The sequence below is a fragment of the Hymenobacter aerilatus genome (assembly GCF_022921095.1).
GTDB lineage: Bacteria > Bacteroidota > Bacteroidia > Cytophagales > Hymenobacteraceae > Hymenobacter > Hymenobacter aerilatus.
This window is the reverse complement of sequence record NZ_CP095053.1, coordinates 2,234,724-2,261,559: the sequence shown is the minus strand read 5'-3', so window position 1 is coordinate 2,261,559 and position 26,836 is coordinate 2,234,724. Positions and strand designations below refer to the sequence as shown.

Annotated in this window: 17 protein-coding genes; 9 read left to right on the top strand and 8 right to left on the bottom strand. The window is 56.7% G+C overall.

Translation table 11 applies throughout. The features are described from left to right. The first annotated feature begins 119 nt into the window (after positions 1–119). Positions 120–2,462, top strand: coding sequence for a polyphosphate kinase 1 (gene ppk1, locus MUN82_RS09735; RefSeq protein ID WP_245097047.1), 2,343 nt, complete (start codon positions 120–122; stop codon positions 2,460–2,462). A gap of 180 nt (positions 2,463–2,642) precedes the next feature. On the opposite strand, the gene MUN82_RS09730 is transcribed toward ppk1, so the two are convergent. The 4 genes from MUN82_RS09730 to topA all read right to left on the bottom strand — a co-directional run bounded on the left by MUN82_RS09730 (position 2,643) and on the right by topA (position 10,918). Beyond that, complete coding sequence (locus tag MUN82_RS09730) at positions 2,643–3,626, bottom strand: Ppx/GppA phosphatase family protein (protein WP_245097046.1); 984 nt, start codon at positions 3,624–3,626, stop codon at positions 2,643–2,645. 258 nt (positions 3,627–3,884) lie between these two features. Then, on the bottom strand, positions 3,885–7,565 hold the full coding sequence (locus MUN82_RS09725; protein WP_245097044.1) for a BamA/TamA family outer membrane protein: 3,681 nt from the start codon (positions 7,563–7,565) through the stop codon (positions 3,885–3,887). Positions 7,566–7,668: 103 nt separating this feature from the next. Further along, complete coding sequence (locus MUN82_RS09720) at positions 7,669–8,361, bottom strand: SIR2 family NAD-dependent protein deacylase (protein ID WP_245097042.1); 693 nt, start codon at positions 8,359–8,361, stop codon at positions 7,669–7,671. Between the two features lie 70 nt (positions 8,362–8,431). Next, positions 8,432–10,918 (bottom strand): type I DNA topoisomerase, encoded by a 2,487-nt coding sequence (gene topA, locus MUN82_RS09715; protein ID WP_245097040.1) that lies wholly within the window; start codon positions 10,916–10,918, stop codon positions 8,432–8,434. Positions 10,919–11,268: 350 nt separating this feature from the next. On the opposite strand from topA, the gene MUN82_RS09710 reads away from it, so the two are divergent. The 8 genes from MUN82_RS09710 (at position 11,269) to MUN82_RS09675 (ending at position 21,214) form a co-directional block, all read left to right on the top strand. Beyond that, a complete protein-coding gene (locus MUN82_RS09710; RefSeq protein WP_245097038.1) occupies positions 11,269–15,057 on the top strand; it encodes a HAMP domain-containing protein in 3,789 nt (1,262 codons plus the stop codon). 77 nt (positions 15,058–15,134) lie between these two features. Next, positions 15,135–15,647, top strand: coding sequence for a chemotaxis protein CheW (locus MUN82_RS09705; RefSeq protein WP_245097037.1), 513 nt, complete (start codon positions 15,135–15,137; stop codon positions 15,645–15,647). An 89-nt stretch (positions 15,648–15,736) separates the two neighbouring features. Continuing rightward, positions 15,737–16,120, top strand: coding sequence for a response regulator (locus tag MUN82_RS09700; protein WP_245097035.1), 384 nt, complete (start codon positions 15,737–15,739; stop codon positions 16,118–16,120). Positions 16,121–16,173: 53 nt separating this feature from the next. Further along, complete coding sequence (locus MUN82_RS09695; protein WP_245097033.1) at positions 16,174–17,244, top strand: chemotaxis protein CheB; 1,071 nt, start codon at positions 16,174–16,176, stop codon at positions 17,242–17,244. Further along, entirely contained in the window at positions 17,241–18,875 is a 1,635-nt protein-coding gene (locus MUN82_RS09690) for a chemotaxis protein CheA (protein WP_245097031.1), read from the top strand. Before MUN82_RS09695 ends, MUN82_RS09690 begins: the two co-directional genes overlap by 4 nt. Positions 18,876–18,941: 66 nt before the next feature. Beyond that, positions 18,942–19,577: a chemotaxis protein CheC gene (locus MUN82_RS09685; RefSeq protein ID WP_245097029.1), complete on the top strand. Its 636-nt coding sequence runs from the start codon at positions 18,942–18,944 to the stop codon at positions 19,575–19,577. A 112-nt stretch (positions 19,578–19,689) separates the two neighbouring features. Beyond that, positions 19,690–20,781 (top strand): agmatinase, encoded by a 1,092-nt coding sequence (gene speB / locus MUN82_RS09680; protein ID WP_245097027.1) that lies wholly within the window; start codon positions 19,690–19,692, stop codon positions 20,779–20,781. Positions 20,782–20,878: 97 nt separating this feature from the next. After that, a complete protein-coding gene (locus MUN82_RS09675; protein WP_245097025.1) occupies positions 20,879–21,214 on the top strand; it encodes a phage holin family protein in 336 nt (111 codons plus the stop codon). Between the two features lie 48 nt (positions 21,215–21,262). Here the strand turns inward: MUN82_RS09675 and MUN82_RS09670 are convergent, their stop codons facing one another. From MUN82_RS09670 to MUN82_RS09655, 4 genes are all read right to left on the bottom strand, one after another. Beyond that, positions 21,263–22,027, bottom strand: coding sequence for a DUF4349 domain-containing protein (locus tag MUN82_RS09670; protein WP_245097024.1), 765 nt, complete (start codon positions 22,025–22,027; stop codon positions 21,263–21,265). Positions 22,028–22,263: 236 nt separating this feature from the next. Further along, positions 22,264–23,568 (bottom strand): UDP-N-acetylglucosamine 1-carboxyvinyltransferase, encoded by a 1,305-nt coding sequence (gene murA, locus MUN82_RS09665; protein ID WP_245097022.1) that lies wholly within the window; start codon positions 23,566–23,568, stop codon positions 22,264–22,266. A 101-nt stretch (positions 23,569–23,669) separates the two neighbouring features. Continuing rightward, positions 23,670–24,365 (bottom strand): DUF4290 domain-containing protein, encoded by a 696-nt coding sequence (locus tag MUN82_RS09660; RefSeq protein ID WP_245097020.1) that lies wholly within the window; start codon positions 24,363–24,365, stop codon positions 23,670–23,672. A gap of 152 nt (positions 24,366–24,517) precedes the next feature. Then, a complete protein-coding gene (locus MUN82_RS09655) occupies positions 24,518–26,773 on the bottom strand; it encodes an ATP-dependent helicase (protein WP_245097018.1) in 2,256 nt (751 codons plus the stop codon). Positions 26,774–26,836 lie beyond the last annotated feature (63 nt).

Here is a 26,836-nt window from a genome sequence, read left to right as displayed (position 1 = left end):
GCTTTTTTTATCTTCCGGCCGCGTATTACGCGTAGTGATGTAGTACGATCTGAACCGCCCAACTACAAGCATAGCGTGTAGCTTGCTGCCTTATGCCTCGTAGTCTGCCCTTCTATCTCATGAAACTCTTTAAATCTTCCGACCTCATCCGCAAAAGCAAGTACATCAGCCGCGACCTGAGCTGGATGCGCTTCAACTACCGCGTGCTCGACCAGGCCAAGGATACCGCCCGCACGCTGTTCGACCGCCTGAAATTCCTGGCTATTACCTCGTCGAACCTCGACGAGTTTTTCATGATTCGGGTAGGGTCGCTGTACAACTACCTCGACTACGGTAAGGAGCGCATCGACTATTCAGGGCTACGCGAGCTGCCGTTTCGGCGCAAACTGTTGGACTTCGCCCACCGCTTCGTGAACGACCAGTCGCTCACCTTCCTGAATGAACTGAAGCCGCTGTTTGAAAAGAACGGCTTCAGCCTTTTGAAGATGGAAGACCTCACGGAAACTGAGCAGAAGAAGGCCGACGGTTACTTCAAAAACACGGTGTTTCCGCTGCTTACGCCCATGGTATACGATTCCTACCACGGCTTCCCCATGATGATGAACCAGATGCTCATCTTTGGGGTAGTGACGCGGGCGGGCAGCGGTAGCCTAGGCGATGGCGATATGGAAAAAGGGCAGGAGCGCCTCACCTTCGTGCAGATTCCGCAGAACCTGGCGCGCTTCTTCGAGTTGTCGCGCAAAGACAGGGTGCTGTTTGTTCCTATTGAAGAGATTGTGCGGGCCAACCTACCCAAGCTGTTCCGCAACGTGGATATTCTGGCGGCGAGTCTGTTCCGCATCACCCGCAACGGTGATTTCACGCTGGAAGAGTCGGACGACATCGACGTGGATTTCATCAAAGAGATTCAGTCGGGCTTGAAAACGCGCAAGAAGGGTAGGGTAGTACGCCTGGAAATCGAGCAGAACGCCTCCCCAATTTTGCTGAGTGTACTGAAGGAGCGCTGGAAGATTGACAACGGCAACGTGTTCGTTATCAACTCGCTGATTGATATGAAAGGGCTGTTTCAGATTCTGAAGCACCCGAACTTCCGAGGCAAAGCGGCTCGCATGCCAGCGGCAGTGCCTCCACTTAGCCTGCCCGAAGGCGCCGAGGAAAACTTGTTTGAATACCTCAAGCACTACGATGTGCTGCTGCATCATCCCTACAACAGCATCGAGCCCATGGTGCGGCTGCTGGAGCAGGCTGCCGAGGACCCCTACGTGCTGGGTATCAAGCAGACCATTTACCGTTTGGCCGAGGACTCGCGGGTGTCGGCGGCATTACTGAAGGCGGCTGAGAACGGCAAGCACGTGTCGGTGCTGTTTGAAGTGAAAGCGCGTTTTGACGAGGAGCGCAACATTCGTGAGGGCGCCAAGCTGGAAAAGGCCGGCTGCTTCGTGATTTACGGGGTAGGAAAGTACAAGACCCACACCAAGATGTTGCAGATCATCCGCAAGGAAGGCGAGAAGGTGACGCGCTACGTGCACATCGGGTCAGGCAACTACAACGAGCAAACCTCGCGTCTCTACACCGATGTGAGCATGCTCACGACCAACGACGTGTATGGTCACGACGTGTCGGAATTCTTTAACGTTATCACCGGCCACTCTCAGCCCGACGACTACGAGTACCTCATCACGGCGCCAAAGGATATGCGTCAGCAACTCATTCACCTCATCCGTGAGGAGGTGAGGAATGCCAAGAAGGGTCTGCCCAGCGGCATTGTGATGAAGATGAATTCCTTGGAAGACAAGGAGATGATAGATGAGTTTTACAAGGCCAGCAAGGCTGGTGTGCCCATTCGGTTCATTGTGCGCGGCATTTGCTGCTTGCGGCCGGGTAGGGTAGGGCTGAGTGAGAACATTGAGGTGCGCAGCATTGTAGGCGACTACTTGGAACACTCGCGCCTGTTCTATTTTCATCAGGTCGGGCAGCCGAAAGTATACGCCGGCTCGGCCGATATGATGGTGCGCTCCTTTGACCGGCGTATTGAGGCGCTGTTTCTGATTGTGAATCCGCAGCTCAAGCGTGAGGCCATCAGCATCCTGATGATGAACCTGCTGGACAACCAGAATTCCTACCTCATGCGCGAGGATGGGGCATACATCCGCCTCAAGCCGGGTGCCGACGAACCCGCCATCAACATCCACCGCGCTTTCTACCTGCCCGATGCAGAGCTGCTGGCCAACGCCACGCCCGAGGGCCTACTCGAACTGCTGGACCAGCAGCGCCGTCGCACCGAGCAAGCAATTGCTGCCGCCCAGCACGCTGCTGTGGCCGGCACCGCCCCCGAGGTACCCGCCGACGAGCTACTCGATCCGCTGGCTGTAGCCGCCCTGGGCGAGGAAGAATGCGACACCGATGAAGCAGAAGAAATGCTGGAAACGCCTAACCATCACCTAGGGCCAAGCAAGGACTGAGTGGTGAAGTTGTGAGGTGATGCGCTAAAAAAGCGTCTGTCATCCTGAGCAAAGCGAAGGACCTTATCACGGTAGAACAGGACGTTGTTACGTCAGTCGTTTAGGCGTGATAAGGTCCTTCGCTTTGCTCAGGATGACAGACGCTTTTGCATATTCAGCTTAATCTAATAAGCTCACCACTTACTCCGTAGTGGGGTTGCTTTGTAGGTTGGGGAAAGGCATGCGGCCGGAGTGGTTGGCGGCGGGGCGGATTTCCTCGAAGTGGTCTTCAAACAGCGTCTGCATCATGCCATCTTTCAGGCCGATGTCGGGCACTTGCATGGTTTTGATGTTGGCCCATTCCATGGCCGAAAGGTAGATATTGCCGGCGGGTAGAATAACGTCGGCGCGGTCGGGGTTGAGCATGGCCACGTTCACGCGCTGGTCCATGGTCATGGCCTCGAGGCCGCGCAGGGTAGCGGCAATGGTTTTGCGCGTGATAGGCGTGCCGGGCGTTGGCTTGCTCATGTTGTAAATCTTGCCAATGTTGCCCCCTGTGCCAATGGCGCGCGTGACGTGGTAGCGCCGTGCATTCTCGCGTACCCAGGCTTCCATCCGGTCCCAGGTGCTTTCCAGGGTAGTGCCATCAGTGCCCTGCTCGGCCTGCTGCATCCGCCGAATAGAGCCCACCTCGAAAGACTGCGAGGCTACCTTGTGGCGGTCGTGGTAGATGTTGAACTCAGTGCTGCCGCCGCCCACATCGATGTGCAGGTAGTGCTTCTTGTCCTCCAGCAGGTGTTCCATCACGCGGTTGATGTACGCGGCTTCCGCCTGCCCGTCAATCACCTGTATTTCCAGGCCCAGCTCCTCGCGTACCCGCGCCACAATGCCGGGCGCATTGGTAGCAGTGCGCATGGCCGAGGTGGCGCAAATAAGGTGGTGGTTGACGTCGTGCACCTCCATCAGCAGCTTCAGCGAATGCAGAAACTTCACAAACTTCTCCTTCTTAGGCGCCGAAATCTGACCGGAGGCAAACACGTCCTCGCCCAGGCGCATGGGGTAGCGCACGTACTCCACGCGCTTCAGTCGGAACTGACCTTCGTAAAGTAAAACTGCCGAAATCTGGCAACGGACGGCGTTGGAGCCAATATCAATAGCAGCCAGTTTCAGCAGTGGATATTCCATAGGGAGAGGGAAACGTGAGAAAAAAGTGCTCAAATATAGCCGGACGAAGTAGAGACACAATATTTTGTGCCTCGTCATTGGCATCGTTGGCCTTCGGCTGGGGAGTGAATAGAACGGTCATGCTGAGCGCAGCGGAGTCGAAGCATCTCGCGTGGTCCCGGTGATTTCATTTTTCAGAATGGCTATCTGACATCAGCACGCGAGATACTTCGACTCCGCTGCGCTCAGCATGACCGCCTGCTCATATAGCCAATTACACTACTTGTCGATGCGGAAGCCTACCCCAAAGCGGAACAGTACGTTCTGCTCCTTCGAATGCTGAAACGAAATCGACAGCGCCAGCTGATCTGTGACAGGGGCTATATAGAAGCCCGCGCCAGTACCGCGGTGCCAGCCATCGGGCGAGCTGCCGCGGTAATACACGCGGCCCTGGTCGTAGAACCCGAATATGCCGTAGGAGAAGGGTAGGAACGACGTTTGGACGTGGCCCAGGGCCAAGCGCAATTCCGTGTTTAGGTAGAGGCTGGCGTCGCCGGTGAAGCGGTTGCGGTAGTACCCACGCAGGTTTTCGGCCAGGCCCAGGCTGGTGTATTTGTAGAATGGAATTTCGTCCCGGTCGCCATAGTTTTTGGCACCACCGGCTTTCACCACCAGCGTTATCGGAATGCCGATGCGGGCTGTGCCGTAGTACTCGGCGAAGCCCTGGGTGAGGCCGAAATTCCCTTTGGCGCGGTTGAGCTGGTGGTAGCTGTCGTGCTGCACCAGCAGGCGCACACCGCGCTGGGCAAAGCTTTGCCGGTCGCGCAAATCCAGATCAAACAAAGCATTCAACCCAATCAGGCGCTGAAAATCCGCATTGGGTACCGCCGTGTCGGTTATAGGGTTGCGCAGCAATTCGCCCAGGTAGCTATTGTCGGAAAAGCTGCTTGTATACTGCTCGTAGGTAGGGCCTACCCGAAAAATGCTCTTGTTGTTGAAGAATGTGCGCTCCAGAAAGCCACCAATCGTGTAGCCTTTGTAGCGTGCCGTGTAGTACCGGGCGTCGTACAGGCCTTCATCCTTCACTGTGTTATTGCCTAAGCCGAAGAAATTGTAGTAGGGAAAAAAGTCGCCGTACTCGGTGCGGGCGCCAATATCCCACTTCCCAATGGCGTGGCGGTAGCGCGCGCCTACCCCTACTTGGAAGTTGCCGTTGCTGGAGCCGCGTATATCCAGCGAGTACATGTTCTTGAAATCGGGCTTGCGGAAGCCCTGCTGCATGAAGTTGATGCCCGCGCCAATGATAAACCCATCGTTGCGGTTGTAGCCTAGCGTGGCGCTGGGGCGGTAGCTGTCATACTCGAAGCCTTCCCGGTCGTAGTGGTTCACGCCGGGACGGGTAGAGGTGCGGTTGTCGCTCTCCCTACCCAGTTGCAGGTCAGTATCGGGCACGTCGTAGACCTTGGTAAGCGTGCGCAAGCCTGTTACGCGAGAGTTATCGACAATCTGGTCTTTGCCTTCCCCGCCAATAATGCGCAGCAGAACGCTCTTGCGCGTCTCACCCGTCACCCGGAAAATATCCTTGCCATCAAGGCCGTAGAGGCAGACCTCGTCAGTCTCGTTGGGCTTGAAGGTGCGGTCAAACAGCAGCTCGCCGAGTTGGTCGGCTTTGTCGCTGTCTTTGTCGTACATCCGTACGCGCAGGTTGCCATCGGGTAGGCGGTCAGCCAGAAATACCTCGGCTTTATTGGAGCCTACCACATCTACGCGCTTAGCCAGCAGCAAGTAATATTTGTCCAGCGCTTTGGGTAGCTCCTGCACGCGGGCTTTCAGCTTGCGGTTCAGCTCTTCCGTAGAAATATCCTTCAGCTCGGAGGGTAGGGTAGCGGTGGCTTCGTCAATGACGGCGGGCGTCATGGTTTGCTGCATGTACTGGCCAATCTGCTGCCAGTCCTGCCGGCTCAACGACTGAAGTAGGAACCGGTCGAGGTGGCGGGCGGGCCAGTTCAGGCTTTTCATGTCATGAAATTCAGCCTGAAAATCCTCTATGCTTGGTACAGCCCAACTACGGTTGGCCAGGTAGGTGAGCACCCCATTCCACTTGGTAAAGGCCTGGTCCCGGTCGCGCGGAATGGGCTCGTAGATGGTCTTTTTGCCCTTATCGTAGCCGGCCCATTTCCAGTTGTCCTGGTGCTTGCCGAAGTCGGCCACCAACATATCAAAGGCGCGGGCTTTGCCTAACTGGTAGGCGTCTACGCGGTTGTTGTTGTTTTTATACAGCTGGCGGAAGAAGCTGCCGGAGCGTCGCACGTTGTCGGAGTTGCCGAAGCCAGGCAGGTTAGGCTTGGGGTCTTTGGGGCGGTCTTCCAGCGTGCCCAGCAAACCAGCATAGTCTTCACGGTAGGGGCCTAGCTGCTGGTTGTCGGGTAGGATGAACAGGCGCGGCCGGGCGTGCAAAATGTCCGTTTTGTCCAGCATCGAGCTGATAACTAGCGCCGAATACGGGTGAGCCGTGGGCGTGATGTCACGCAGCACATCGGCGGCCACAGAGTTGCGCAGCTCCGGTGGCAGAATCCGCGTCACGTCTTTGTCCACCGACCGAAACACGTACTCCGACGAGTCGGCGGCAATGAGTTTGAGCGACGTGGTCTGGCGTCCGCCCCCGCGCCCAAACGGCCGCAAACCGCCTTTCTCGGTGGTTAAATCGAGCGTCTTCACCTTCACCGGCTGGGTCCAGGAAGTGCGGTAGAGCGGGCCCATCCAAAAGCGCCGCCATGAGCCGGCCGCATATTGGGGACCGGGCGCTACCGTGACGGTAGCTTGCGCGGGCGCATCAGGTTTGGGCGCGGCTACTCCCTTCGGGGTTGATGGGCACTCCGGAATATAGGTATTCACGGGCACGTTGGGCAGGCGCGGCTCCTGGCACGCCGACTGAAACACGGTGTTGGCATACGCTTCCTTGGCCGCAGTGCCAGCCGCATCAAACGTATAGAAATACGCTTTCACGGTACCATCGGCAAAGTATTCCAGCTTCGAAAAGCCCTCTTCCGACTTATTAAACAGCGACTTGCTGTTGGCTCCCACATGCTTTTTCTCTGCAAAGCTGCCAGAAACGAGGTGGTAGTTACCCTGAAACTGGTTGAGCTGCAAGCTGTAGTCGTGCGAGGCAGCGTAAATCACGCCGGGGTTTTCCTGGAGCGTCGCCAGTATCTGCTTGGTAAACTCTTTATAGGCCGGATTAGCCATGTCGCGGGGGGCACCCACGTTCTGGCGGTAGGCGGCGTAGAGTGTGCCGAATACGGGCGGCAACAAGTGCCGGCTCAGGGGCATATGCCCGCCGTAGATACCATTGCTAATCACCGGCTGATGGCCTAGCAGCAGCACGTTGCGGCCATCGGTTTCTTCCAGCGCATCCTGTAGTTCCTCCCGAAACTCATCCTGCGTGAGTGTTTTACAATCCGTGTCAGGGGCCTCAGGCTTGTGGTAGGGGTGCGTCCACCAGGGCGAGTTGATGGCCACTAGGCGAACGTTAGGCGCCACGTCGATGATGTCGGGGCCGGGGCAGCCGTTGCTAGGTAGGAAGGCATCTTGCCCACCCAGCTGCTTTTCGATATACTTTTCAAGTCGGCGCACCCGCTTCAGGCCTTCTCGGCCGGAGTTGTCCCAGTCTTTGTCGCCGGGCACGAAGTAGATACGACCCTTCTGTAGGTCTTTCACCAAGCCAATCAGGGCATCAATGCGTTCTGTTTCGCCGGCCCGCATGGAGTCCTTCTTGCTGCCCAAGCCATTGTTGCTCACCACGTCGCCCAGGTGTACTACTGTGAAAGTACCTAGCGTTTGCTCCAGCGTGCGGCGCAGGCTTTGGAGATGTGTATTGGGCAGCTCGGCTGTGGCCGTATTGCCTAACAGATAAACGGTGTGCGTGGGCGGGGTAGGGGCTTGAGCGCAGGCAAGATGCATTGACAGTAAAAAAACTGTCAAGAGGGGAAGTACTACTTTTCGCATAGAAGGGAGGTGAACCCTTTCTTACGAAAAGCCAACCGAAAAGTAGATTAGAAATTCATTAGAGCGCGGCCCGTAGCTCAGCAGCCACCCGCACCATGCCCGTGCTGGCTGGCTCGGTAATAAAGTGTACATGGCGACGACTGGTCAGGGGCGGTTGCTGTGGGTCAATAACGTATACCGGGCAATAGCGCGGCGCATAATCGACCAGCCCCGCCGCCGGATACACTTGCAGCGAGGTGCCTACCACCAAAAAGACATCGGCAGAGGCTGCTTCCGCAGCGGCTTGCTCCATCAGTGGCACCGCCTCGCCAAACCACACAATATTAGGCCGCAGTTGGTGCCCCCGCTCGCACAAGTCGCCCAGCTCAATCCGGTCGCCGGTCATGGGATACACCAGCTCTTCGTGGCGCGTGCTCCGCGATTGGAAAAGTTGGCCGTGCAGGTGAATGATGTGGCTGCTCCCAGCGCGTTCGTGCAGGTCGTCTACGTTCTGCGTCACTACCACCACGTCGAAATCGTGTTCTAGCGCCGCCAGAGCAAGGTGGCCCGCATTAGGTTGCGCCTCACGGGCGGCGCGGCGGCGTTGGTTGTAGAACTCCAGCACCAGGGTAGGGTCTTTGGCAAAACCTTCGGGCGTGGCTACGTCCTCCACGCGGTGGCCTTCCCACAACCCATCGGACCCGCGGAAGGTAGCCAGGCCACTCTCAGCCGAAATACCTGCACCCGTGAGGGCTACGATTTTCTTTTTCATATAACAGCTAACGGTTATAATCGAGAAAGGCCCCGATTGCTCGGGGCCTTTATACGGTGAAGAGAGAAGCTTATTTTGCTTTTGCGGCCGATTTTTTGGCAGTAGCACCTGTCGCCTTCTTCGCCGTAGCCTTTTTAGCTGCCGGCTTCTTTGCCGTAGCAGCTTTCTTGGCGGGCTTGTCGGCGGTTTCGGCTACATCAGCAGCTGGTGCGGCTTTCTTGCCGAAGCGACCTCCTTTGGCCGGTTTGTCAGGGGTAGCGGCGGCTAGCTCCAGGCAACGCTCCAGGGTAAGCTCAGCGGGTTCTTCCCCCTTCGGAATCTTCACGTTTTTCTTGCCTACCACAATATATGGTCCGAATCGACCATTGAGCACCTGCACCTCCGGATTTTCCGGAAACTCCTTAATCAGGCGTTCGGCGTCGGCTTTGCGCTTGGCTTCAATCAGTGCAATGGCCTCATCAGCACTGATGGAAAGTGGGTCCTGCGTTTTGCTTAGGGAGTAGAACTTGCTGTTGTGGCGAATATACGGACCGAAGCGACCCACGGCGGCGGTCATGTCCTTGTCTTCGTACTGCCCCACAATGCGTGGCAGTTTAAAGAGCTCCAGCGCTTCGTCAACTGTCAGGTTTTCAATGAACTGTCCCTTGCGCAGGCTGGCATATACCGGCTTCTCATCTTCGGGCGCGCCTTCCCGCGGCTCAATCTGCACGTAGGGTCCAAAGCGACCCAAGCGCGCCGTAATCTTCTGCCCGGTTTCGGGGTGAGTGCCCAGCTCGCGGGTAGAGCCCAACGAGCTGCGCTCAATGTCTTGCCCGCGCTCTACGGTTTCGTGGAAAGTGCCGTAGAAGTCGCCAATCATCTTCTCCCACTGCTCCAGGCCGTTGGCAATCTGGTCGAATTCGTCCTCCACCTTGGCCGTGAACTTATAATCCACAATCACGGGGAAGTGATCCACCAGGAAGTCGTTGACAATCATGGCTGTATCTGTCGGAAACAGCTTGGCTTTGTCGGCGCCGTAGGTTTCGGTTTTCACCTCTGTTTTCACCGCGTCGCCGTCCAGCGTCAGCACATGAAACTTGCGCTCCTTGCCCTCGCGGGAGTCCTTTTCGGCATAGCCCCGCTTCTGAATGGTAGAGATGGTAGGCGCATAGGTAGATGGGCGCCCAATGCCCATTTCTTCCAGCTTCTTCACCAGCGAAGCTTCTGTGTAGCGCGCTGGTGGCTGCGAAAACCGCTCGGTGGCTCGCAACAGCTGCAAGGGTAGGCGCTGCCCTACCGTGAGGGGGGGTAGGCCGCGCGAAAACGACGACTCCGCATCAGCGTCAGTATCATCGTCGTCTTTGCTTTCGGCATAGGCTTTTAGGAAACCCTCAAACGTAATCACTTCGCCCGTAGCCGTGAGCGTGGTGCCCGGCTGGGTGCTGATGCCGATGGTGGCGACTGTACGCTCAATCTGCGCATCGGCCATTTGCGAGGCCATAGCGCGTTTCCGAATCAGATCATAGAGGCGCTGCTCGGCCGAGTCGCTACCCGCCTTCGCCAGTGAGAAATCGGTAGGGCGGATGGCTTCGTGGGCTTCCTGGGCCGAAGCCGATTTGGTTTTGAAATGACGCTGAAACGCGTACTCTGCGCCGTAGGCCCGCGTGATTTCAGCCTGAGCTCCGGCCAGTGCTTCCACCGATAGGTTCACAGAGTCCGTACGCATGTAGCTGATCTTGCCGGCCTCATACAGTTTTTGTGCTACGCTCATCGTCTGAGCCACCGAGAAGCCCAGCTTGCGCGATGCTTCCTGCTGCAAAGTAGAGGTAGTGAAAGGCGGCGCCGGTGAACGTTTGCCAGGCTTCTTCTCTAAGTTCTCAATGGTGTATGCAGCACCCACGCAACGCGTCAGGAAGGCATCGGCCTCCTCGCGGGTTTTGAAGCGGGTAGGCAGCTCGGCTTCCAGCACGGCACCTTGACCAGCATCAAAACGGGCCACCACGCGGTAGGCCGACGACACGCTGAACTGCTGAATCTCCCGCTCCCGCTCTACCACCAACCGCACCGCCACCGACTGTACCCGTCCGGCCGACAGCCCGGCCTTAATTTTCTTCCACAGCACCGGGCTCAACTCAAAGCCTACCAGCCGATCGAGTACGCGGCGGGCTTGCTGAGCATTCACCAAGTTCAGGTCGATTTCGCGGGGCGAGTCGATGGCATTGAGAATCGCGTTTTTGGTAATCTCGCGAAATACGATGCGGCGGGTTTTTGCGTTCGTAAGGTTCAGCGTTTCGGCCAGGTGCCACGAAATGGCCTCGCCCTCGCGGTCGTCGTCACTGGCTAGCCACACCGTTTCGGCTTCTTTCGACAGTTTCTTCAACTCCGAAATCAACTCGCGCTTGTCCGGCGAAACGACGTAGGTAGGCTTAAAGCCATTGGCAATATCAATAGCGTTGTTATCCTTCGGTAAGTCCCGGACGTGGCCAAAACTGGATTTCACAATGAAATCCTTGCCTAAGTATCCTTCTATAGTCTTTGCCTTGGCAGGAGACTCAACAATAACTAGATTTTTGATCATAGGAAGAAAGCCCGGGGGCGGAGTGCTGGAGGTGGGGGTGGGTATCAACTAAAAAACGGGGCGGGCGCGGGAAAAGTTGATTTTGGGGCAAAGATGCTGGAATAATCCGGTGTGACCCGTCATGTACCGTGCTGGCCGACGTCCGCATTTGGGTAGGGTAGCACTCGTGAATACAGTTTGAGCAGTATAAGTAGTTCAGCCTTTGCCTATTTTGACAAAAGCCGTTCCCAAAAAAAAGCGCATGCGCCCCAACGGCGTATTTGCTACCTTTGCCAGTCAGGTAAAACCGTCGTGCTCGCGCAGAATGATAGGATTTATCGACTGCTTTCAGCCCGCCCATCTCGTATTATATGGCATCAGGTAAGAATAACCAACCGACGACTACCCCTGCTCCGTCCGCGCCGGAGTCCTACCAGCCGGTGAAGCCCGCTGATGAAAAGAAGGCCGCGGGTCTGACCCGACGCGTAGGTCAGACCCGCGGCTTGCAACGCCAAGCCACCAGCGCCCAGGAAGCCGCCTACATCGACGATCAGCTTAATCGGGTGCTCTATGCTCTTGATGCCTTTAAGAAAGGCGACATCTCGGTGCGGCTCACCAAGCAGAACAACGACATCTTCGCCGACATTGCCGAGGCCTATAACTCCATGGTGGAGATGATTGGCGGGGTAGGGGGCGAGGTGTCGCGCATTTCCAAGGTAGCGGGGGTAGAAGGTAACCTAAAAGCCCGCGCCTCGGCCGAGAATGCCTCCGGCTTCTGGCGCGACATGATCAACAACATCAACGGGCTGGTAGACAGCATTGCCGTGCCGGTGTTGGAGGTAGGCAAGGTTCTGAAGAACATTTCGAAAGGCAATCTGGACGAAACGTTCCAGATTCCGGTGTCGGGCGACTTCAAGCTGATGGCTGAAACCATCAACAAAACCATCGATAACCTCAACGTATTTGCGGGCGAGGTAACGCGCGTGGCGCAGGAGGTAGGCACCGAAGGTCGCTTGGGCGGCCAAGCCAACGTGCCGAACGTGGGTGGTGTGTGGAAAGACCTCACCGACAACGTGAACACGATGGCTTCGAACCTGACCAGTCAGGTGCGCGACATTGCCAACGTGGCCACTGCCGTAGCCAAAGGCGACTTGAGCCAGAAAATCACCGTCGATGTGAAGGGTGAGCTGTATCAGCTCAAGCAGAACCTCAATCAGATGGTGGACTCGCTGAACCTGTTTGCGGGCGAGGTAACGCGCGTGGCGCAGGAAGTAGGCACCGAAGGTCGCCTGGGCGGCCAAGCCAGCGTGCCCGGCGTGGCTGGCGTGTGGAAGGACCTCACTGATAACGTAAATAATATGGCCGCCAACCTGACCAGTCAGGTGCGCGACATTGCCAACGTGGCCACCGCCGTAGCCCGCGGCGACCTAAGCCAAAAGATGACGGTGAACGTGAAGGGCGAGATTCTGGAGCTGAAGGACATCCTGAACCAGATGGTGGACTCGCTGAATACATTTGGCGATGAGGTAACGCGCGTGTCGCGGGAGGTAGGCACCGAGGGCAAGCTCGGCGGACAGGCCGTGGTGCCGAACGTGAGCGGCACGTGGAAAGAACTGACCGACAACGTGAACACGATGGCCTCGAACCTGACGAGTCAGGTGCGTGACATTGCCAACGTAGCTACTGCCGTAGCACGGGGTGATTTGTCGCAGAAAATGACCGTTGATGTAAAAGGAGAAATCCTGGAGTTGAAGGACATTCTGAACCAGATGGTGGACTCGCTGAACACGTTTGGCGACGAAGTAACGCGCGTATCGCGCGAGGTAGGCACCGAGGGCAAGCTCGGCGGACAGGCCGTAGTGCCGAACGTGAGCGGCACGTGGAAAGAGCTGACCGACAACGTGAACACGATGGCTTCGAACCTGACGAGTCAGGTGCGTGACATTGCCAACGTGGCTACGGCTGTGGCGCGCGGCGACCTGAGCCAGAAAATGACAGTGAATGTGCGGGGTGAGATTCTGGAGCTGAAGGACATTCTCGACCAGATGGTGGACTCGTTGAACGTGTTTGCGGGCGAAGTAACGCGCGTATCGCGCGAGGTAGGCACCGAGGGCATTCTGGGCGGGCAGGCTGTAGTACCGAACGTGGCCGGCACATGGAAGGAGCTGACCGACAATGTGAACACGATGGCCTCGAACCTGACGAGTCAGGTGCGCGACATTGCCAACGTGGCCACCGCCGTAGCCCGGGGAGATTTGAGCCAGAAAGTGACGGTGGACGTGAAAGGTGAGCTGCTTCAGCTGAAGGAAAACCTGAACCGCATGGTAGACTCGCTGAACATCTTTGCGGGCGAGGTAACGCGCGTAGCGCAGGAGGTAGGCACCGAAGGCCGCCTAGGTGGCCAGGCCAGCGTGCCCGGCGTGAGCGGTGTATGGAAGGACCTCACCGACAACGTGAACACGATGGCGGCTAACCTGACTACGCAAGTGCGTGGGCTGGTAAAGGTAGTAACGGCCGTATCGCAGGGCGACCTGACGCAGAGCCTGGAGCTGGATGCCAAAGGCGAAGTAGCAGAACTGGCCGACACCATCAACCGCATGGTGGCCGATCTGAACCGCTTGGCCGTGGAAGTAAGCCGTGTAGCCAAGGTAGCGGGGGTAGAGGGCAAGCTGACGGAGCGGGCCACTGTAGGCGGCGTGAGCGGCTCTTGGAAAGAACTGGTCGATACCCTCAATGACCTGCTAGAGTCTATTGCTTCGCCGGTACTGGAAGTGAGCCGCGTGGTGCGGGGCATCTCCGAAGGCGACCTGACCCAGCACGTGGAAGTACCCACTGCCGGGGATATTGAAGCCATGTCGAGCGCTTTGAACCTAGCCGTGGAAAATCTGAACGAGCTGCTAGGTGAAATCAACGACTCGGCGCAGGTGGTTGGGCAGTCATCGGGCGAAATGGCCATGAAAGGCCAAGAAATGAGCCGCGTGACGGTAGATGTAGCCTTGGCCATGCAGCAAATGGCCGAAGGTGCGCAGAACCAAGCCCTGAAAACCGATCAGGCCTTTAAGCTGATCGAGGAAATCATGCAGGCCACCAAAGAAACCGCCGGCAAAGCCGACGTGGGTATTAAGGCCGCTATTCTGGGGGAGCAAACTTCGCAATTGGGTCTGAAAACGGTGGCGGAAGTGGTGAAAAACATGGAAGAGATTTCCAGCGCCGCTACCCAAACCTCGCGCACCATCGAAGTCCTGAGCACTCGCTCGCAACAAATCAGCACGTCGCTGGGCGTTATCACCGATATTGCTGCCCAAACCAACCTACTGGCGTTGAATGCAGCCATTGAGGCTGCCCGTGCCGGTGAGGCTGGCCGCGGCTTTGCAGTGGTAGCCGAGGAAATTCGCAAGCTGGCAGAAAGTTCGCGTCGCTCGGCCAACGAAATCGGCACGCTGGTAGATGACGTAAAGAAAGACACCACGACGGCTGCCGCGGCTATTTCGACCATGGAAGGCCGCGTGATGAAGGGCAAAAATGCCACCTTCGAGGCCAGCGCCGCCTTTAAAAACATTGCCACCAGCAGCGGCGAAACCCTGCGTACTTCCCGCGACATCCTCACAGCTACCGAAGTGCAGAAAGCCTCTATCGGTGATGTGGTGAAGTACGTGGAGGAGGTGGTAGCCATTGCCGAGCAAACGGCCTCGGGCACCCAGCAGGTAGCCAGCACGGCCAAGCAGCTTTCTACCTCCATGCAGGAGCTAACGACATCCAGCCAGAACCTGACTGATATTGCCGATGACCTGCAAGACGGGTTGGCCGCCTTCCTGCTGATGGAAGATGAGGAACCCGAGCCCGAACCAGAGCCGGAACCAGAGCCCCAGCGGCGGTTGGGACTACGCCGCCGCCAGCAAGCCGCCGCCGCTGCATCGGCCTCATCGACCAACGGCGTTGTAGCACGGCCACAGGTAACCGCACCGCGGCCGGCTCCGGCAGCATCTCCCTCCCGGCGTAGTGCTGCCCCAACTGCTCCTACCGAACCAGTAGAGAACAGCAACGAGCAAAAGAAACCGGCTCGCGCTAAAGTCCGCCCCGAGAAGCCATCGGACGACGGTAAGGACCCCAAGCCGAAAGCAACCGCGGCGAAAGCTACACGCAAGGCCCGGACGAAATAAATACTCCAGCAGGGTAGGAGGTAAGCTGGTTTGCGCACAGACCAGCCTACCCTCCGCACCCGTAAGCATGATGCTGCATGGCAGACACCGATAACGCCACCAACGACAAGAAGAATACCAAGCAGGAGCCGCTGATTCAGCTGATCGTATTTCGCCTGGGTGACGAAGACTACGGGATTCGGATTGAGCAGGTGAAGGAAGTGACGCTGACGCCAGAAATTGCGCGAATGCCCAAAACGCCGGACTTTGTGAAGGGCATTGCCAACCTACGAGGTGATATTATCACTATCATCGACTTGGAGGAGCGGTTTCAGCTACGCTCGGCCGGCGCAGAAATGCCAGCCGTCAGCTACACAATGGCCATTGAGGGCAAAGAATACACCATCGGGATTGTGGTGCGTGAGGTACCGCAGCCGCTGTCTATTCCGGCGTCCATTATTGAGAAAGCACCAGAATTCATTCAGGACATCAACATTCACGACAAATACATTGAGGGCATTGCCAAGGTAAACGGTCGCATCATTGTGGTGCTGGACATGCTAAAACTGCTGACACCTGCTGAAATCATGCAGCTGCCTGCAAAAAGCTAATCTTCGCCTGTTTCCCTACGTACAAAGGCCGGGGCGTCTTAGCTCCTCTGCTTCCTCTTTTCAAACTCAGACTACTGCACCCTTTTCGTATGAAAAACCGCATTCTTATTGTGGACGACTCCTTCTACATGCGCACAATGCTCAAGAATATGCTCTCCGACGCGGGCTACGAAGTGGTAGGCGAAGCCGCAAACGGGCAGCAGGCCCTGGAAATGGCCGCCGCTACCCGGCCCGACCTCATTACCCTGGATGTGATTCTACCCGATAACACGGGCCTCGACGTGCTCAAGGGTATTCGCGAAGACCAACCCGATGTGAAAGTGGTAATGTGCAGCGCCGTGGGGCAAGAGGTAATCGTGAACGAAGCCTTGGAAAGCGGCGCTACGGCCTATATCGTGAAGCCCTTCTCGGAGGAGAAAGTGCTGGAAATAGTAGGTAGCGCCCTGCAAACCAGCGGTTCCAGCGAAGCCTAAGCTTATTCTCTTTGTGCGCGGCCAGATGGGCCGCCACGTGTAGTACCTTGTTCGTGTCCAATTTTTCCACCTCCATTTCTGTCCTGATTGGCAATCTGCCGCCGCTGGTGCGGGCAGAGTTGGTGCGCCTGTTGGGCAGCGAGCCAGCGTGGCAGGTGGTGCCGGTGCAACCAGCGCGAGGAACAGTTGCGGCTATAGCCCGGCAGTACCGGGTAGATCTGGTAATTGCCGACGAAAGCGGCATGATGGAGCTGGCCGAGCTGGCGCAGATACATCCGGTACCGGTGGTGCTATACAGCTCCTTCTCATTGGGTGGTGCCCGCCTGCGGCAGGCAACCCGGTGGAACGTACACGACTATTTTGGACCTTGGGTACCACAAGACAGTCCGGCTTATGTCCGCTGGCGGTTGCGCTTGCTACAACAGCTGCGTGCGGTTGTGTTGCAGGCAGGCCCGGCTCCGCAAGTCCTGCCTATAGCAAGGCAGCCTACCTCCCTGCCTACCGGTATTGTGGTGCTGGGAGGCTCTACAGGGGGCTCGGCGGCTGTAGAGAAAGTAGTGAGTCAATTGCTTCCTTCCAACTGCGCCATACTGGTCGCGGTGCATTTACCCGCCCTTTTCACGCAAACATTAGTCGACCGTTTGCACCGCGTGACCTCGCTGCCCGTGGTGAGCGGCGAAACCGGTACTTCGTTGACTGCAGGCAAAATCATTGTGGTGCCTGGTGGTGGCAACACCAGCATCAGACGTGGTACAGGTTCGCCTTGGATTAGCTGGCAAACCAATTTTGTAGCGGAGTCCAACCCAAACAGCACTATGCCGTCCATTGATCTGCTGATGCAATCTGTGGTACAAACTACAGGCCGACCTACGTTAGGGGTTATCCTCAGTGGGTTGGGAAATGACGGGACTGAGGGCGCCCGCGCCATTAGGCAGCACGGGGGACGGGTAGTGGTACAGCGCGATGCTGCCGTAACCGCCATGCCTCAAGCCGCACTGCACGCCGGTTGCGCCGACAAAGAATTGCTGTTGAGGGATATAGCGGACTATATCAACCAATTTGCGTTGCAGGCCCGGCCCGGACGACGTTTGGTTTCTTCTTTTTCTCACGCTGAACAGCTATGAAATCGAGAGAAGAAGAATACCGCGAAATATTTATGGTGGAGGCGCTCGAGTACTACGACGCTATGAGCCGCCATATTAGCGAGCTGGAGCGGAACCCGGCCGATGCCGCGGCACTCAACGAGCTGTTTCGCCTGATGCACAACCTGAAGGCCAACGCCCGCGCCATGGGCTACCCGGCCATCAGCGAGGTAGCGCACCGCATGGAAACCATTTTTGGGCTCATTCGCGAGAAAGAGCGCACGTTTGAGGGCAACGTGGTACCCGTGCTGTTTACGGGGGTAGACACCATTGGTGAGATGATTCGGGCAGTAGGTGCCGGCACCGAGCTGCCCTCCGCCGACACGCTCATGGCCAACCTCGACCGGCTGGTGAATGGGGAAGAGCCCATCCTGGAAGAGCAGGTAGAAGCCGACGACGAAGATGCCAGCCGCAAGCTAGAGCTGTCGGACCTAGTGTACATCCAGATCAAAAAGCTCGACCACCTGATGAACTTGGTAGGCGAGCTGATCATCGACCGTGACCGGATCCTGACACTAAGCAAAGAAAGCGACAGTCCGGCGTTGCAAGCTACTGCCGCGCATCTGTTCCGCATCTCCGACGAGTTGCAGTACAGCATCATGGACGTGCGCCTAGTAAATGTAGGCTCGCTATTCAACAAGTTTCCGCGGGTGGTGCGCGACGTAGCCACTGCCGAGAAAAAAGACATTGCGCTGGAAGTAGACGGGCAGGATATACAGATCGACCGTAACATCCTGCAAATCATCACTGACTCGCTGCTGCACCTAGTTCGCAACGCCATTGGGCACGGGATAGAGGCACCAGCCGTGCGCGAACAGGCCGGCAAGCCCGCCCAAGGCCGCCTGACGCTGGCTGCCCAAACTGAGCGCGACAATGTGCTGATTCAAGTATCCGACGACGGGGCTGGTATCAATGTAGAAAACGTGCGCCGCAAGGCCGTAGAGCGCGGCCTAATAGGTGCCGAGGCTGCTAAGCAGCTCGACGATGATGCTGTGCGCGCTTTTCTGTTTGAGCCTGGCTTCTCCATGGCCAAGGAAATCACCGATATTTCGGGCCGGGGGGTAGGGCTGGACGTAGTGAAGCTGGCTATTGATTCGCTGGGCGGACAGTTGCGCGTGAGCTCTACCCTGGGCAAAGGCACCACATTCACGCTGGTGCTGCCTACCTCCATTGCCGTGAAGGGCGCCCTGCTTTTCGAATTGGACGCCCGTAGCTACGCCATCCCCCTCATGCACACCGACTCGGTGGTGTCGCTGCAACCAGAAGACCTGCATGTGGTAGGTGGCTTGCTGCTGGCCGAAGTGCAGGACGAAAACGTGCCCGTGGTGGACCTGCGCCGCCTGTTGCACAACGGCGACGGCCCCCTACCATCCGCCAACCGCAACGAATTGCAGGGTAGGCAGGACATCATCATCGTTAACTACAACAACCGTAAACTGGGCCTGATTATCGACCGGTTTTTGCGCCAGCAAAGCATCGTGATCAAGCCCATGAGTAAACCGCTTGATACTATTGATTTATTTGGGGGAGTGACGCTGCTAGGTAGTGGCCAGGTGTGCCTGGTGCTGGATGTGCCAGCCCTCACCCGACTTTTTTTAGCCAAGCGACCCTAAAACACGTACTTGCAGACACCGGCCAATCTCAGCCGTTGAGAAAAGCCGCTTAATTAATACATTCCTATGGATTTGCACATGACAGAACTGGAGCGGGACATCATCCGCGAGATTCTGAACATTGGCCTGGCTCGGGCAGCTGACTCCTTCGCGGTGATTGCGCAGGAGCGGGTGCTGCTGGAAGTGCCCAACCTGGACCTGGTGCCGGGTAGCAATATCCTGGGGCGTGTGCACGAGTACGAGGGTACGCACGTCATCATTCAATCTGATATCAAGGGCGACTTCAACGGCACTACGCTCATGTTCTTTTCGGGGCAGCACGTGCAGCGGCTTTCCAAGGTGTGCCTGCGCATGAACGTGAGCGACAGCATCAAGATAGACGCCATGCAGGAGTCGTTGTTGCTGGAAATCAGCAACATCATTACGGGGGCGCTGGTAACGCAGCTAGCCAACATCCTGAAGTCGAATATCTACGGGGCGCCGCCCGTAGCGCCGCGCGGCAACATTGCTGATTCGCTCAATAATCTGATGACCAACCGGCCCATGGTACAGCCGCTGATTTTTTCGGTCATCACCCAGTTTTCCGACAAAGACAATTCTGTAGAGCTACCCCTAATGATTTTCTTCGACCGCGCAACGTTTGCGAAAATGTTGGAAATTATCCGCACCTATAACTTTATGGGCGGGCAGGCTCCGGCGTAAGTCCGTTCTGGGCGTCGTATTTTCGCGCCGGCTATTGTTTGGTTGATTACCCGTGTACTCAGCCAAATAGTAGCCGGCGTTTTCTTTTTTACTTTTCTTTTACTGCTTTTTCATGGAATATTCCGCTGATTCTTCGCTGGAACAAAAGCTGGCCAATTTTGACCCCAATGCCCTTGGCGACACGGCCGGCGGTGTGTACGGCCTACCCTTCACGGTGGAGGAGGCGCAAATGGTGATTGTGCCCGTGCCGTGGGAAGTCACAGTTTCCTACCGCGCCGGCACAGCCGAAGCACCTGAGGCCATCCGCGACGCCTCCTTGCAAGTGGACCTCTACGACCCAGACATTCCGGATGCCTGGCGCCTGGGTTTGGCCATGGAAGAGGTAGACGAGCACTGGGCACAGGAAAGCCGTACCCTGCGCGAACAGGCTGCTAGCTACATTGGTTGGCTGGAGGCAGGACAGCCCGAGGCCGAGGCCACACGTTTCGCCGATACTGCCGGCGCCATCAGCCAGCGCGGCGAGCAATTACTTACATGGCTGAAGGAGAAAACCGGTGCCTACCTCGACGCCGGCAAAGCCGTGGTGGTATTGGGCGGCGACCATAGCACGCCGCTGGGCTACCTGCACGCCCTGGCCGACCGTCACCAAGAGTTCGGTATTCTGCAAATTGACGCGCACTGCGACCTGCGCCCGGCGTATGAGGGTTTCACCTACTCACATGCTTCCATTATGCACAATGCCCTGCAACTACCACAGGTGAAGAAGCTGGTGCAGGTAGGCATTCGCGACTTGTGCCAACAAGAGGCCGAAACCATCGATCAGTCGGGGGGACGCGTGGTGATGTTTCACCACCGTTTCCTGCGCGATGAGATGTACGCCAAGAAATCGTGGAAGAAGCAGTGCGGTAAAATCATTGCGCAGCTCCCGCAAAAAGTATACATCAGCTTCGATATAGATGGGCTAGACCCCAAGCTGTGCCCCGGCACCGGTACGCCGGTTCCAGGCGGCCTAGAGTTTGAGGAAGCGCTATACCTGGTGCGACAGATTGTGCGTTCGGGTCGCGAAATCATTGGCTTTGACCTAAACGAGGTGGCGCCCGGCGACACCGAGTGGAACGCCATTGTGGGTGCCCGCCTGCTCTACAACCTGTGCAACTGGATGGCCGTTTCGCAGGGCCGCCTGAAAGCGCGTAAAGCCGAATAGCCTATATAGCCGAACGCTAATGCTATGTTTGCGTATGAAGAGACCAGCTTGCGGTTGCAAGCTGGTCTTTTTTCTCTCCCCCAATTTCTCTCCAATCATGGGATTCATACTCAAACTCTTGTTGACAGCCGTACTCACGTACGTATTGGCTAACTTTTTACCCGGCGCGCACATCGACGGCTTTGGCTCGGCCATTTGGCTGGTGATTGTGCTGGCTTTACTTAACGCCTTTGTGAAACCGGTTCTACAGCTTATCGGCCTACCCATCACCATCATCACGCTGGGTCTGTTTCTGCTGGTTATCAATGCCCTGATTGTGATGTTGGCCAGCTACCTGCTGAGCGGTTTTGAAATCAGTGGCTTCTTCTCGGCCTTGTTGTTCAGCATTGTGCTGTCATTAGTAACGACTGTTGTCGACCGAGTGGTTGATTAACGTTCGGCCTTTCTAGAAGTTGCTACAGCCCTGGTTGCCTCGCTGCAATCAGGGCTGTTGTGTGTAGTGACGGCGCCGGCGCCAGCTTCTAATGAAAAAGAAAAGTCCGAGCGCCACTAACAGGAAAGGCCAAATAGACACCACACCCAACGCAACGTCTGTAAGTAGTACCCAACCGCTATAGAAAGCATCTACTATGCGGCTGCCGAAAGAAAGAACTGGCTGATCAGGGGTGGCGAGGGGTAGGGGCTGATAGTAGCGCAGGTAGATGGTGGCGTAGGCAATCTTGTTATCGAGGGTTTTAAGCTGGCTCTCAGTGGCTTCTATATCTTCGCGCACTGCTCCCATTTTCTCCTCTATTTCCAGCATCTCGGATACTTTCCTGGCCTGCGTCAGAAGAGCTAGGTAGCGCTGCTCCAGCTTGCGCTTAGCTGCCAGTCGGGCTGCTACATCGGCATGCTGCGCTGTCACATCATCTGAAGACACGCGCCGCTCTTCTACCGTGCCCAACCCCCGCAGGCCCGCCAGCAGCTCCTGGAAGCGCGCGGGTGTTATCCTGATGCGTACGCTCTGCTGCCACTGCCCGTCTTCCCGTGTTTCCTTCGAGTCTTCGATAACGCCTTGCTGCTGGCGCAGAAGGGTTTCTAAACGGGTTGATGTTTGAGGAAAGTCGTCAACTTTTAGCATTATATCAGCATGGTAGACAATCTGCCGCTGCTTGTCCTCTACTGTGGGTAGGGTAGCACTGGCGATGCTATTGACCTCGTATTCGGAAGCAGAGGGGGCAGCTGGAGCCATTAAAGGAGCAGACACGCTCACATTAGCTAGTTCTGCTACAGCTTCTTGCTTGGCAGGTTCTTGCTGGCTGCATCCCCAAGCCATGCATAAGGCGGCTATGAAAAGTAAGTATCGCATGTCTGTATATAATTAGTGGTATATAGTAATCAGGGAACGTATCTGGTAAGAAAAGCCATATGCAGCGCCGCAAAAAAACAGCCTCAGCCACCGGAGTAGCTGAGGCTGCTTGAGCACCAGGGAAAAGCGTAAGCTTACAGTCGCCGCAGCTGCGCGCCTAGCGCAGTCAGGCGCTTGTCGATGTTTTGGTAACCGCGGTCAATTTGCTCCACGTTATCAATCACGCTACGACCTTCGGCCGATAGCGCCGCAATGAGCAATGCCACCCCAGCCCGGATATCGGGCGAGGTCATGCTGATGCCGTGCAGGCGCGTGCGTTTATCCAGCCCAATTACGGTGGCGCGATGCGGGTCGCAGAGGATAATCTGCGCGCCCATGTCAATCAGCTTGTCTACAAAGAATAGGCGCGACTCAAACATTTTTTGGTGAATGAGCACGGTGCCTTTTGCTTGGGTAGCCACTACCAGGATGATGCTGAGCAAATCGGGCGTGAGTCCGGGCCAAGTGTGGTCCGAGATGGTGAGGATACTACCGTCGAGGTAGGTATTGATTTCGTAGTGCTCCTGCGCCGGAATGTGGATATCATCGTCCCGAAACTCTAACTGAATACCTAGCTTGCGGAACGTATCCGGAATTAGCCCCAGCTCTGCAATCTGGCAGTTTTTGATGGTAATTTCGGAACCCGTCATGGCAGCCAAGCCGATAAACGAACCGATTTCAATCATGTCGGGTAGCATACGGTGCTCAGTACCGCCGAGGCTTTCCACGCCCTCAATGGTGAGCAGGTTGGAACCGATACCATTGATTTTGGCGCCCATACGCACCAGCATCTTGCACAGCTGCTGAAGGTAGGGCTCGCAGGCAGCGTTGTAGATGGTGGTAGTGCCTTCGGCCAGTACGGCTGCCATCACCAAGTTGGCGGTGCCCGTTACAGAAGCCTCATCCAGCAACATATAGGTGCCTTTCAGCTTGCCATCGGTGCTGATGCGGTAGAAGTCATTGCCTTCCAGCGTGAGCTTACCGCCCAACTTTTCGAGGCCTACGAAGTGCGTATCCAACGGACGACGGCCAATTTTATCGCCGCCGGGGCGGGGCAGTTGGCACTTGCCGAAGCGGGCCAACATGGGCCCCAAGATCATCACGGAGCCACGCAGCGCCCTACCCTGGGTTACAAAGGCCTCCGTATCGAGGTAGTCCAGGTGCACGTCGTCGGCCTGAAATACGTAGGTGTCGACGCCAATCTTGCCCACCTTCACCCCCATATCGCGCAGTAGCTCGATGAGCTTGTTCACGTCGCGGATATCGGGAATGTTGCTGATGGTAACTGGTTCGGCGGTGAGCAGCACGGCGCACAAAATCTGGAGCGCCTCGTTTTTAGCGCCCTGCGGAATGATTTCGCCCTTTAGGGGCTGACCGCCGATTACTTCAAAAGATGCCATTTGGTAGAGTAGGTAGGGGTTAGAAGCCAAAAGCTAAAAGTCAGGACTGAAATTTCTGCGTAATTCCAGCTACTCACTTTAGCTTCTGGCTTCCCAAAAAATTACTGTGGAGGTTGCTGAGGTTCCTGACGGCCTTTCTTGCTGCGGCCGCGCTGTTTATCACGGCGATTATTAACGCCCCGCCGGTCGTTGCGGTCGTTGCGGTCACTGCGGGGCTGCGGCACGATGAAGGGCACTGGCCGGCCGTTGGTGGTAAACTCAAACAGGTTTTGCGCATCCACCTGCGCTGGGTCCAGCGTGAGCTTACCGCCCGATAGCTCCTTCAAGTGCTTCAGGATGGTCACATCCTTGGCGTTTTCCTTGTTGTAAGAGCGGTACAGAAACTTCATGGTGCGCCCGATGGTGATGGTCGCCTGCTCGCGCTCGGCCGGATCTTCCAGCGCCGATGCCTGCTCAATCATCAGCTCTACCCCGCGGCCGTAGGTCTTGAGCTTGGGCGCCTTGGTAGGGTAGGGGACCCGAGCGGGCTTCGCCTGATTGAGCGTGCCCTGCATCGTTACGGGCGCGTCTACGTCCAGCTCTTCGCCGGCCATGATGTAGAGGTGGTTCCAGAGCTTCTGCTGCACGTCTTGCTGCTCGCGCAGGCCGGGTTGCAAGCGCAGCATCAACTGCACCAGTTGCTGGGCCCGACGAGTGCGCTCGTCGCGGTCCTCAATGGTGCGCAGCTGCTGCACCAGCTCATAGGTGCTCTGGCCGTACTCGCGCACCAGCAAATTATGTTCAACGGGAATGGTCATGAGAAAAGAAAAGCAACCGGAGGATAGGAAACACGCTAGCGCACGACAGTTGCCGTGCGCTAGGGAAGAGCTTCCTGCTCGGGTTCAGTGCAATTTGTGGTTAAATATACGGCAGGGTAGGGAAGTGTTGAGTTTTTCAACTCTACACTTCCTCAGTGCACCCGCAGCTTAGCAAAGCTCAGGAGCAGCGTTTTTTCGCCCACCTCCTCAAACTTGATAGTGGCTTTGGTAGTGCCATCCTGCTTTTCGAGCTTGGCCACGGTGCCGAAGCCAAACTTGGGGTGCTCTACGCGCTGGCCGGTTTGCAGGCTGCTGGTATCAGAAGGCTTGAAATCGGAGGGCGCTACGTACTTGGTGGCTACGGTCTTACGTGGCGCCGGGGGCACAAGGTTAGAGCGTCGCTCAAATACGTGCCCAAACGGCGAGTCGCCCGCGCCCGGCCCAGCCGGCGTAGCAGCAAACTTAAAGTCGACGAACTGCGGGTCGATTTCGTCGAGGAAACGGCTTTTCTCGCAGCTGCGCAGGTTCCCCCACTGATAGCGCGAGGTAGCATAGCTGAGCGTTAGCTTTTTCTCGGCCCGCGTGATGGCCACGTAGAATAGGCGGCGTTCCTCCTCTAGATCGGCCCGCGAGGTTATCATCATCTGGCTCGGGAACAGGTTTTCTTCCATGCCCACGATGTAGACGTTGCGAAACTCCAGGCCCTTAGCCGAGTGAATGGTCATCAGTGTTACCTGCTCGTCCTCGCTCTGCGCGTCTTTGGTGTCGGCATCCGTCACCAGCGCAATATCCTGCAAAAAGGCACTCAGCGACTTTTCCTCGCGCTCAGGGTCTTCTACGAAGGCCTTGATGCCGTTCAGTAATTCCTGAATGTTTTCGTAGCGCGACAGGCCCTCGATGCTCTTATCAGCATACAGTTCCTCAATCATACCCGAGTTTTTGGCAATGAACTTAGCCGCCTCAAAAGCGTCGTCCTTACCAGCCACCACGGTATAGCTCTTGATCTTCTCGCCGAAGTCCACTACCGGGTTGGCCACGCGGGTGGGTAGGAACTGATCGGCGTTGCTGACTACCTCCCACAGCGTGTGGTTGGACTCGTCGGCTGCCGAAATCAGTTTGCTGATGGTGGTGTCGCCGATGCCGCGCTTGGGGTAGTTAATTACCCGGCGCAGGGCCTGCTCGTCGTTGGGATTCACTGTGAGGCGCAGGTAGGCTACTAGGTCCTTGATTTCCTTGCGCTGGTAGAAGCTCAGGCCGCCCACAATCTTGTATTTGATGTTGAGCTTGCGCAAGGATTCTTCCATGGCGCGGCTCTGGGCGTTGGTGCGGTACAGGATAGCAAAGTCATCGTAAGACAGATGCTGATTCATCTTGTCCTCGTAGATGCTCTGCGCCACTAGCTTGCCCTCCTCGTTGTCGGACGCGGCCTTGAGCACCTCAATCAGCGTGCCTTCCTCGTTGTCCGAGAAAACGTCCTTGCGCAGCTGCGCTTGGTTGTTCTTGATAACGGAGTTAGCCGCCCGCACAATGTTCTTAGTAGAGCGGTAGTTCTGCTCCAGCTTAAACACCTGCAGCTCCGGGTAGTCCTTCTCAAAATTCAGAATGTTCTGAATATCAGCGCCCCGGAAGGCATAGATGCTCTGCGCGTCGTCGCCTACCACGCAAATATTACGGTCTTTGGCTGCGAGCTTGCGCGTGATGAGGTACTGCGAGTAGTTGGTGTCCTGATACTCGTCGACCATCACGTACTTGAAGATGTTCTGGTACTTGTTCAGCACATCGGGGTGGTCTTTGAACAGGACGTTGGTCTGATACAGCAGATCGTCAAAGTCCATGGCGCCAGCTTTGAAGCAGCGCTGCTGGTACTGCTGGTAAATGACTCCGATTTTGGGTCGCAACGCCGCCTCATCGTCGGCCCGAATAACCGGGTCATTAAGGTACTGCTGCACCGAAATCAACTTATTTTTGGCAGCCGAAATGCGTCCCAGCACCATACCCGGCTTGTAGAGCTTGTCATCCAGCTCCAGCTCCTTCAGAATCTGCCCAACCAGCGTCTTGGAGTCCTGTGTATCGTAGATGGTAAAGCTGCGTGGGAAACCGATTTTATCAGCCTCGGAGCGCAGAATACGGGCAAAGATGCTGTGGAAGGTGCCCATCCACAGGTTTTTGGCTTCGGGGCCTACCACCTTCTCAATGCGGGCGCGCATTTCGCGGGCCGCTTTGTTAGTGAAGGTAAGAGCTAGAATGTGGAACGGGTCGACGCCTTTTTCGAGCAGGTTGGCAATGCGGTAGGTGAGTACGCGTGTTTTGCCGGAACCGGCACCGGCGATAATCATGCACGGGCCTTCGGTCTGCATCACCGCGGCGCCCTGCGAGGGGTTTAGTAAAGAAAGATAATCTAAGGCCATGCGAAAAGCTAAGCGTTTTGGCGTGTTAGCAAAGATACGGCTTTGCGAGCGGCAGACGAAACG

Coding starts and splice junctions, on each gene's coding strand:
- speB (WP_245097027.1), top strand. CDS start 19,690: ATGGAATATTCCGCTGATTCTTCGCTGGAACAAAAGCTGGCCAATTTT.
- MUN82_RS09710 (WP_245097038.1), top strand. CDS start 11,269: ATGGCATCAGGTAAGAATAACCAACCGACGACTACCCCTGCTCCGTCC.
- ppk1 (WP_245097047.1), top strand. CDS start 120: ATGAAACTCTTTAAATCTTCCGACCTCATCCGCAAAAGCAAGTACATC.
- topA (WP_245097040.1), bottom strand. CDS start 10,918: ATGATCAAAAATCTAGTTATTGTTGAGTCTCCTGCCAAGGCAAAGACT.
- MUN82_RS09690 (WP_245097031.1), top strand. CDS start 17,241: ATGAAATCGAGAGAAGAAGAATACCGCGAAATATTTATGGTGGAGGCG.
- MUN82_RS09730 (WP_245097046.1), bottom strand. CDS start 3,626: ATGGAATATCCACTGCTGAAACTGGCTGCTATTGATATTGGCTCCAAC.
- MUN82_RS09675 (WP_245097025.1), top strand. CDS start 20,879: ATGGGATTCATACTCAAACTCTTGTTGACAGCCGTACTCACGTACGTA.
- MUN82_RS09660 (WP_245097020.1), bottom strand. CDS start 24,365: ATGACCATTCCCGTTGAACATAATTTGCTGGTGCGCGAGTACGGCCAG.
- MUN82_RS09705 (WP_245097037.1), top strand. CDS start 15,135: ATGGCAGACACCGATAACGCCACCAACGACAAGAAGAATACCAAGCAG.
- murA (WP_245097022.1), bottom strand. CDS start 23,568: ATGGCATCTTTTGAAGTAATCGGCGGTCAGCCCCTAAAGGGCGAAATC.
- MUN82_RS09685 (WP_245097029.1), top strand. CDS start 18,942: ATGGATTTGCACATGACAGAACTGGAGCGGGACATCATCCGCGAGATT.
- MUN82_RS09720 (WP_245097042.1), bottom strand. CDS start 8,361: ATGAAAAAGAAAATCGTAGCCCTCACGGGTGCAGGTATTTCGGCTGAG.
- MUN82_RS09700 (WP_245097035.1), top strand. CDS start 15,737: ATGAAAAACCGCATTCTTATTGTGGACGACTCCTTCTACATGCGCACA.
- MUN82_RS09725 (WP_245097044.1), bottom strand. CDS start 7,565: ATGCATCTTGCCTGCGCTCAAGCCCCTACCCCGCCCACGCACACCGTT.
- MUN82_RS09655 (WP_245097018.1), bottom strand. CDS start 26,773: ATGGCCTTAGATTATCTTTCTTTACTAAACCCCTCGCAGGGCGCCGCG.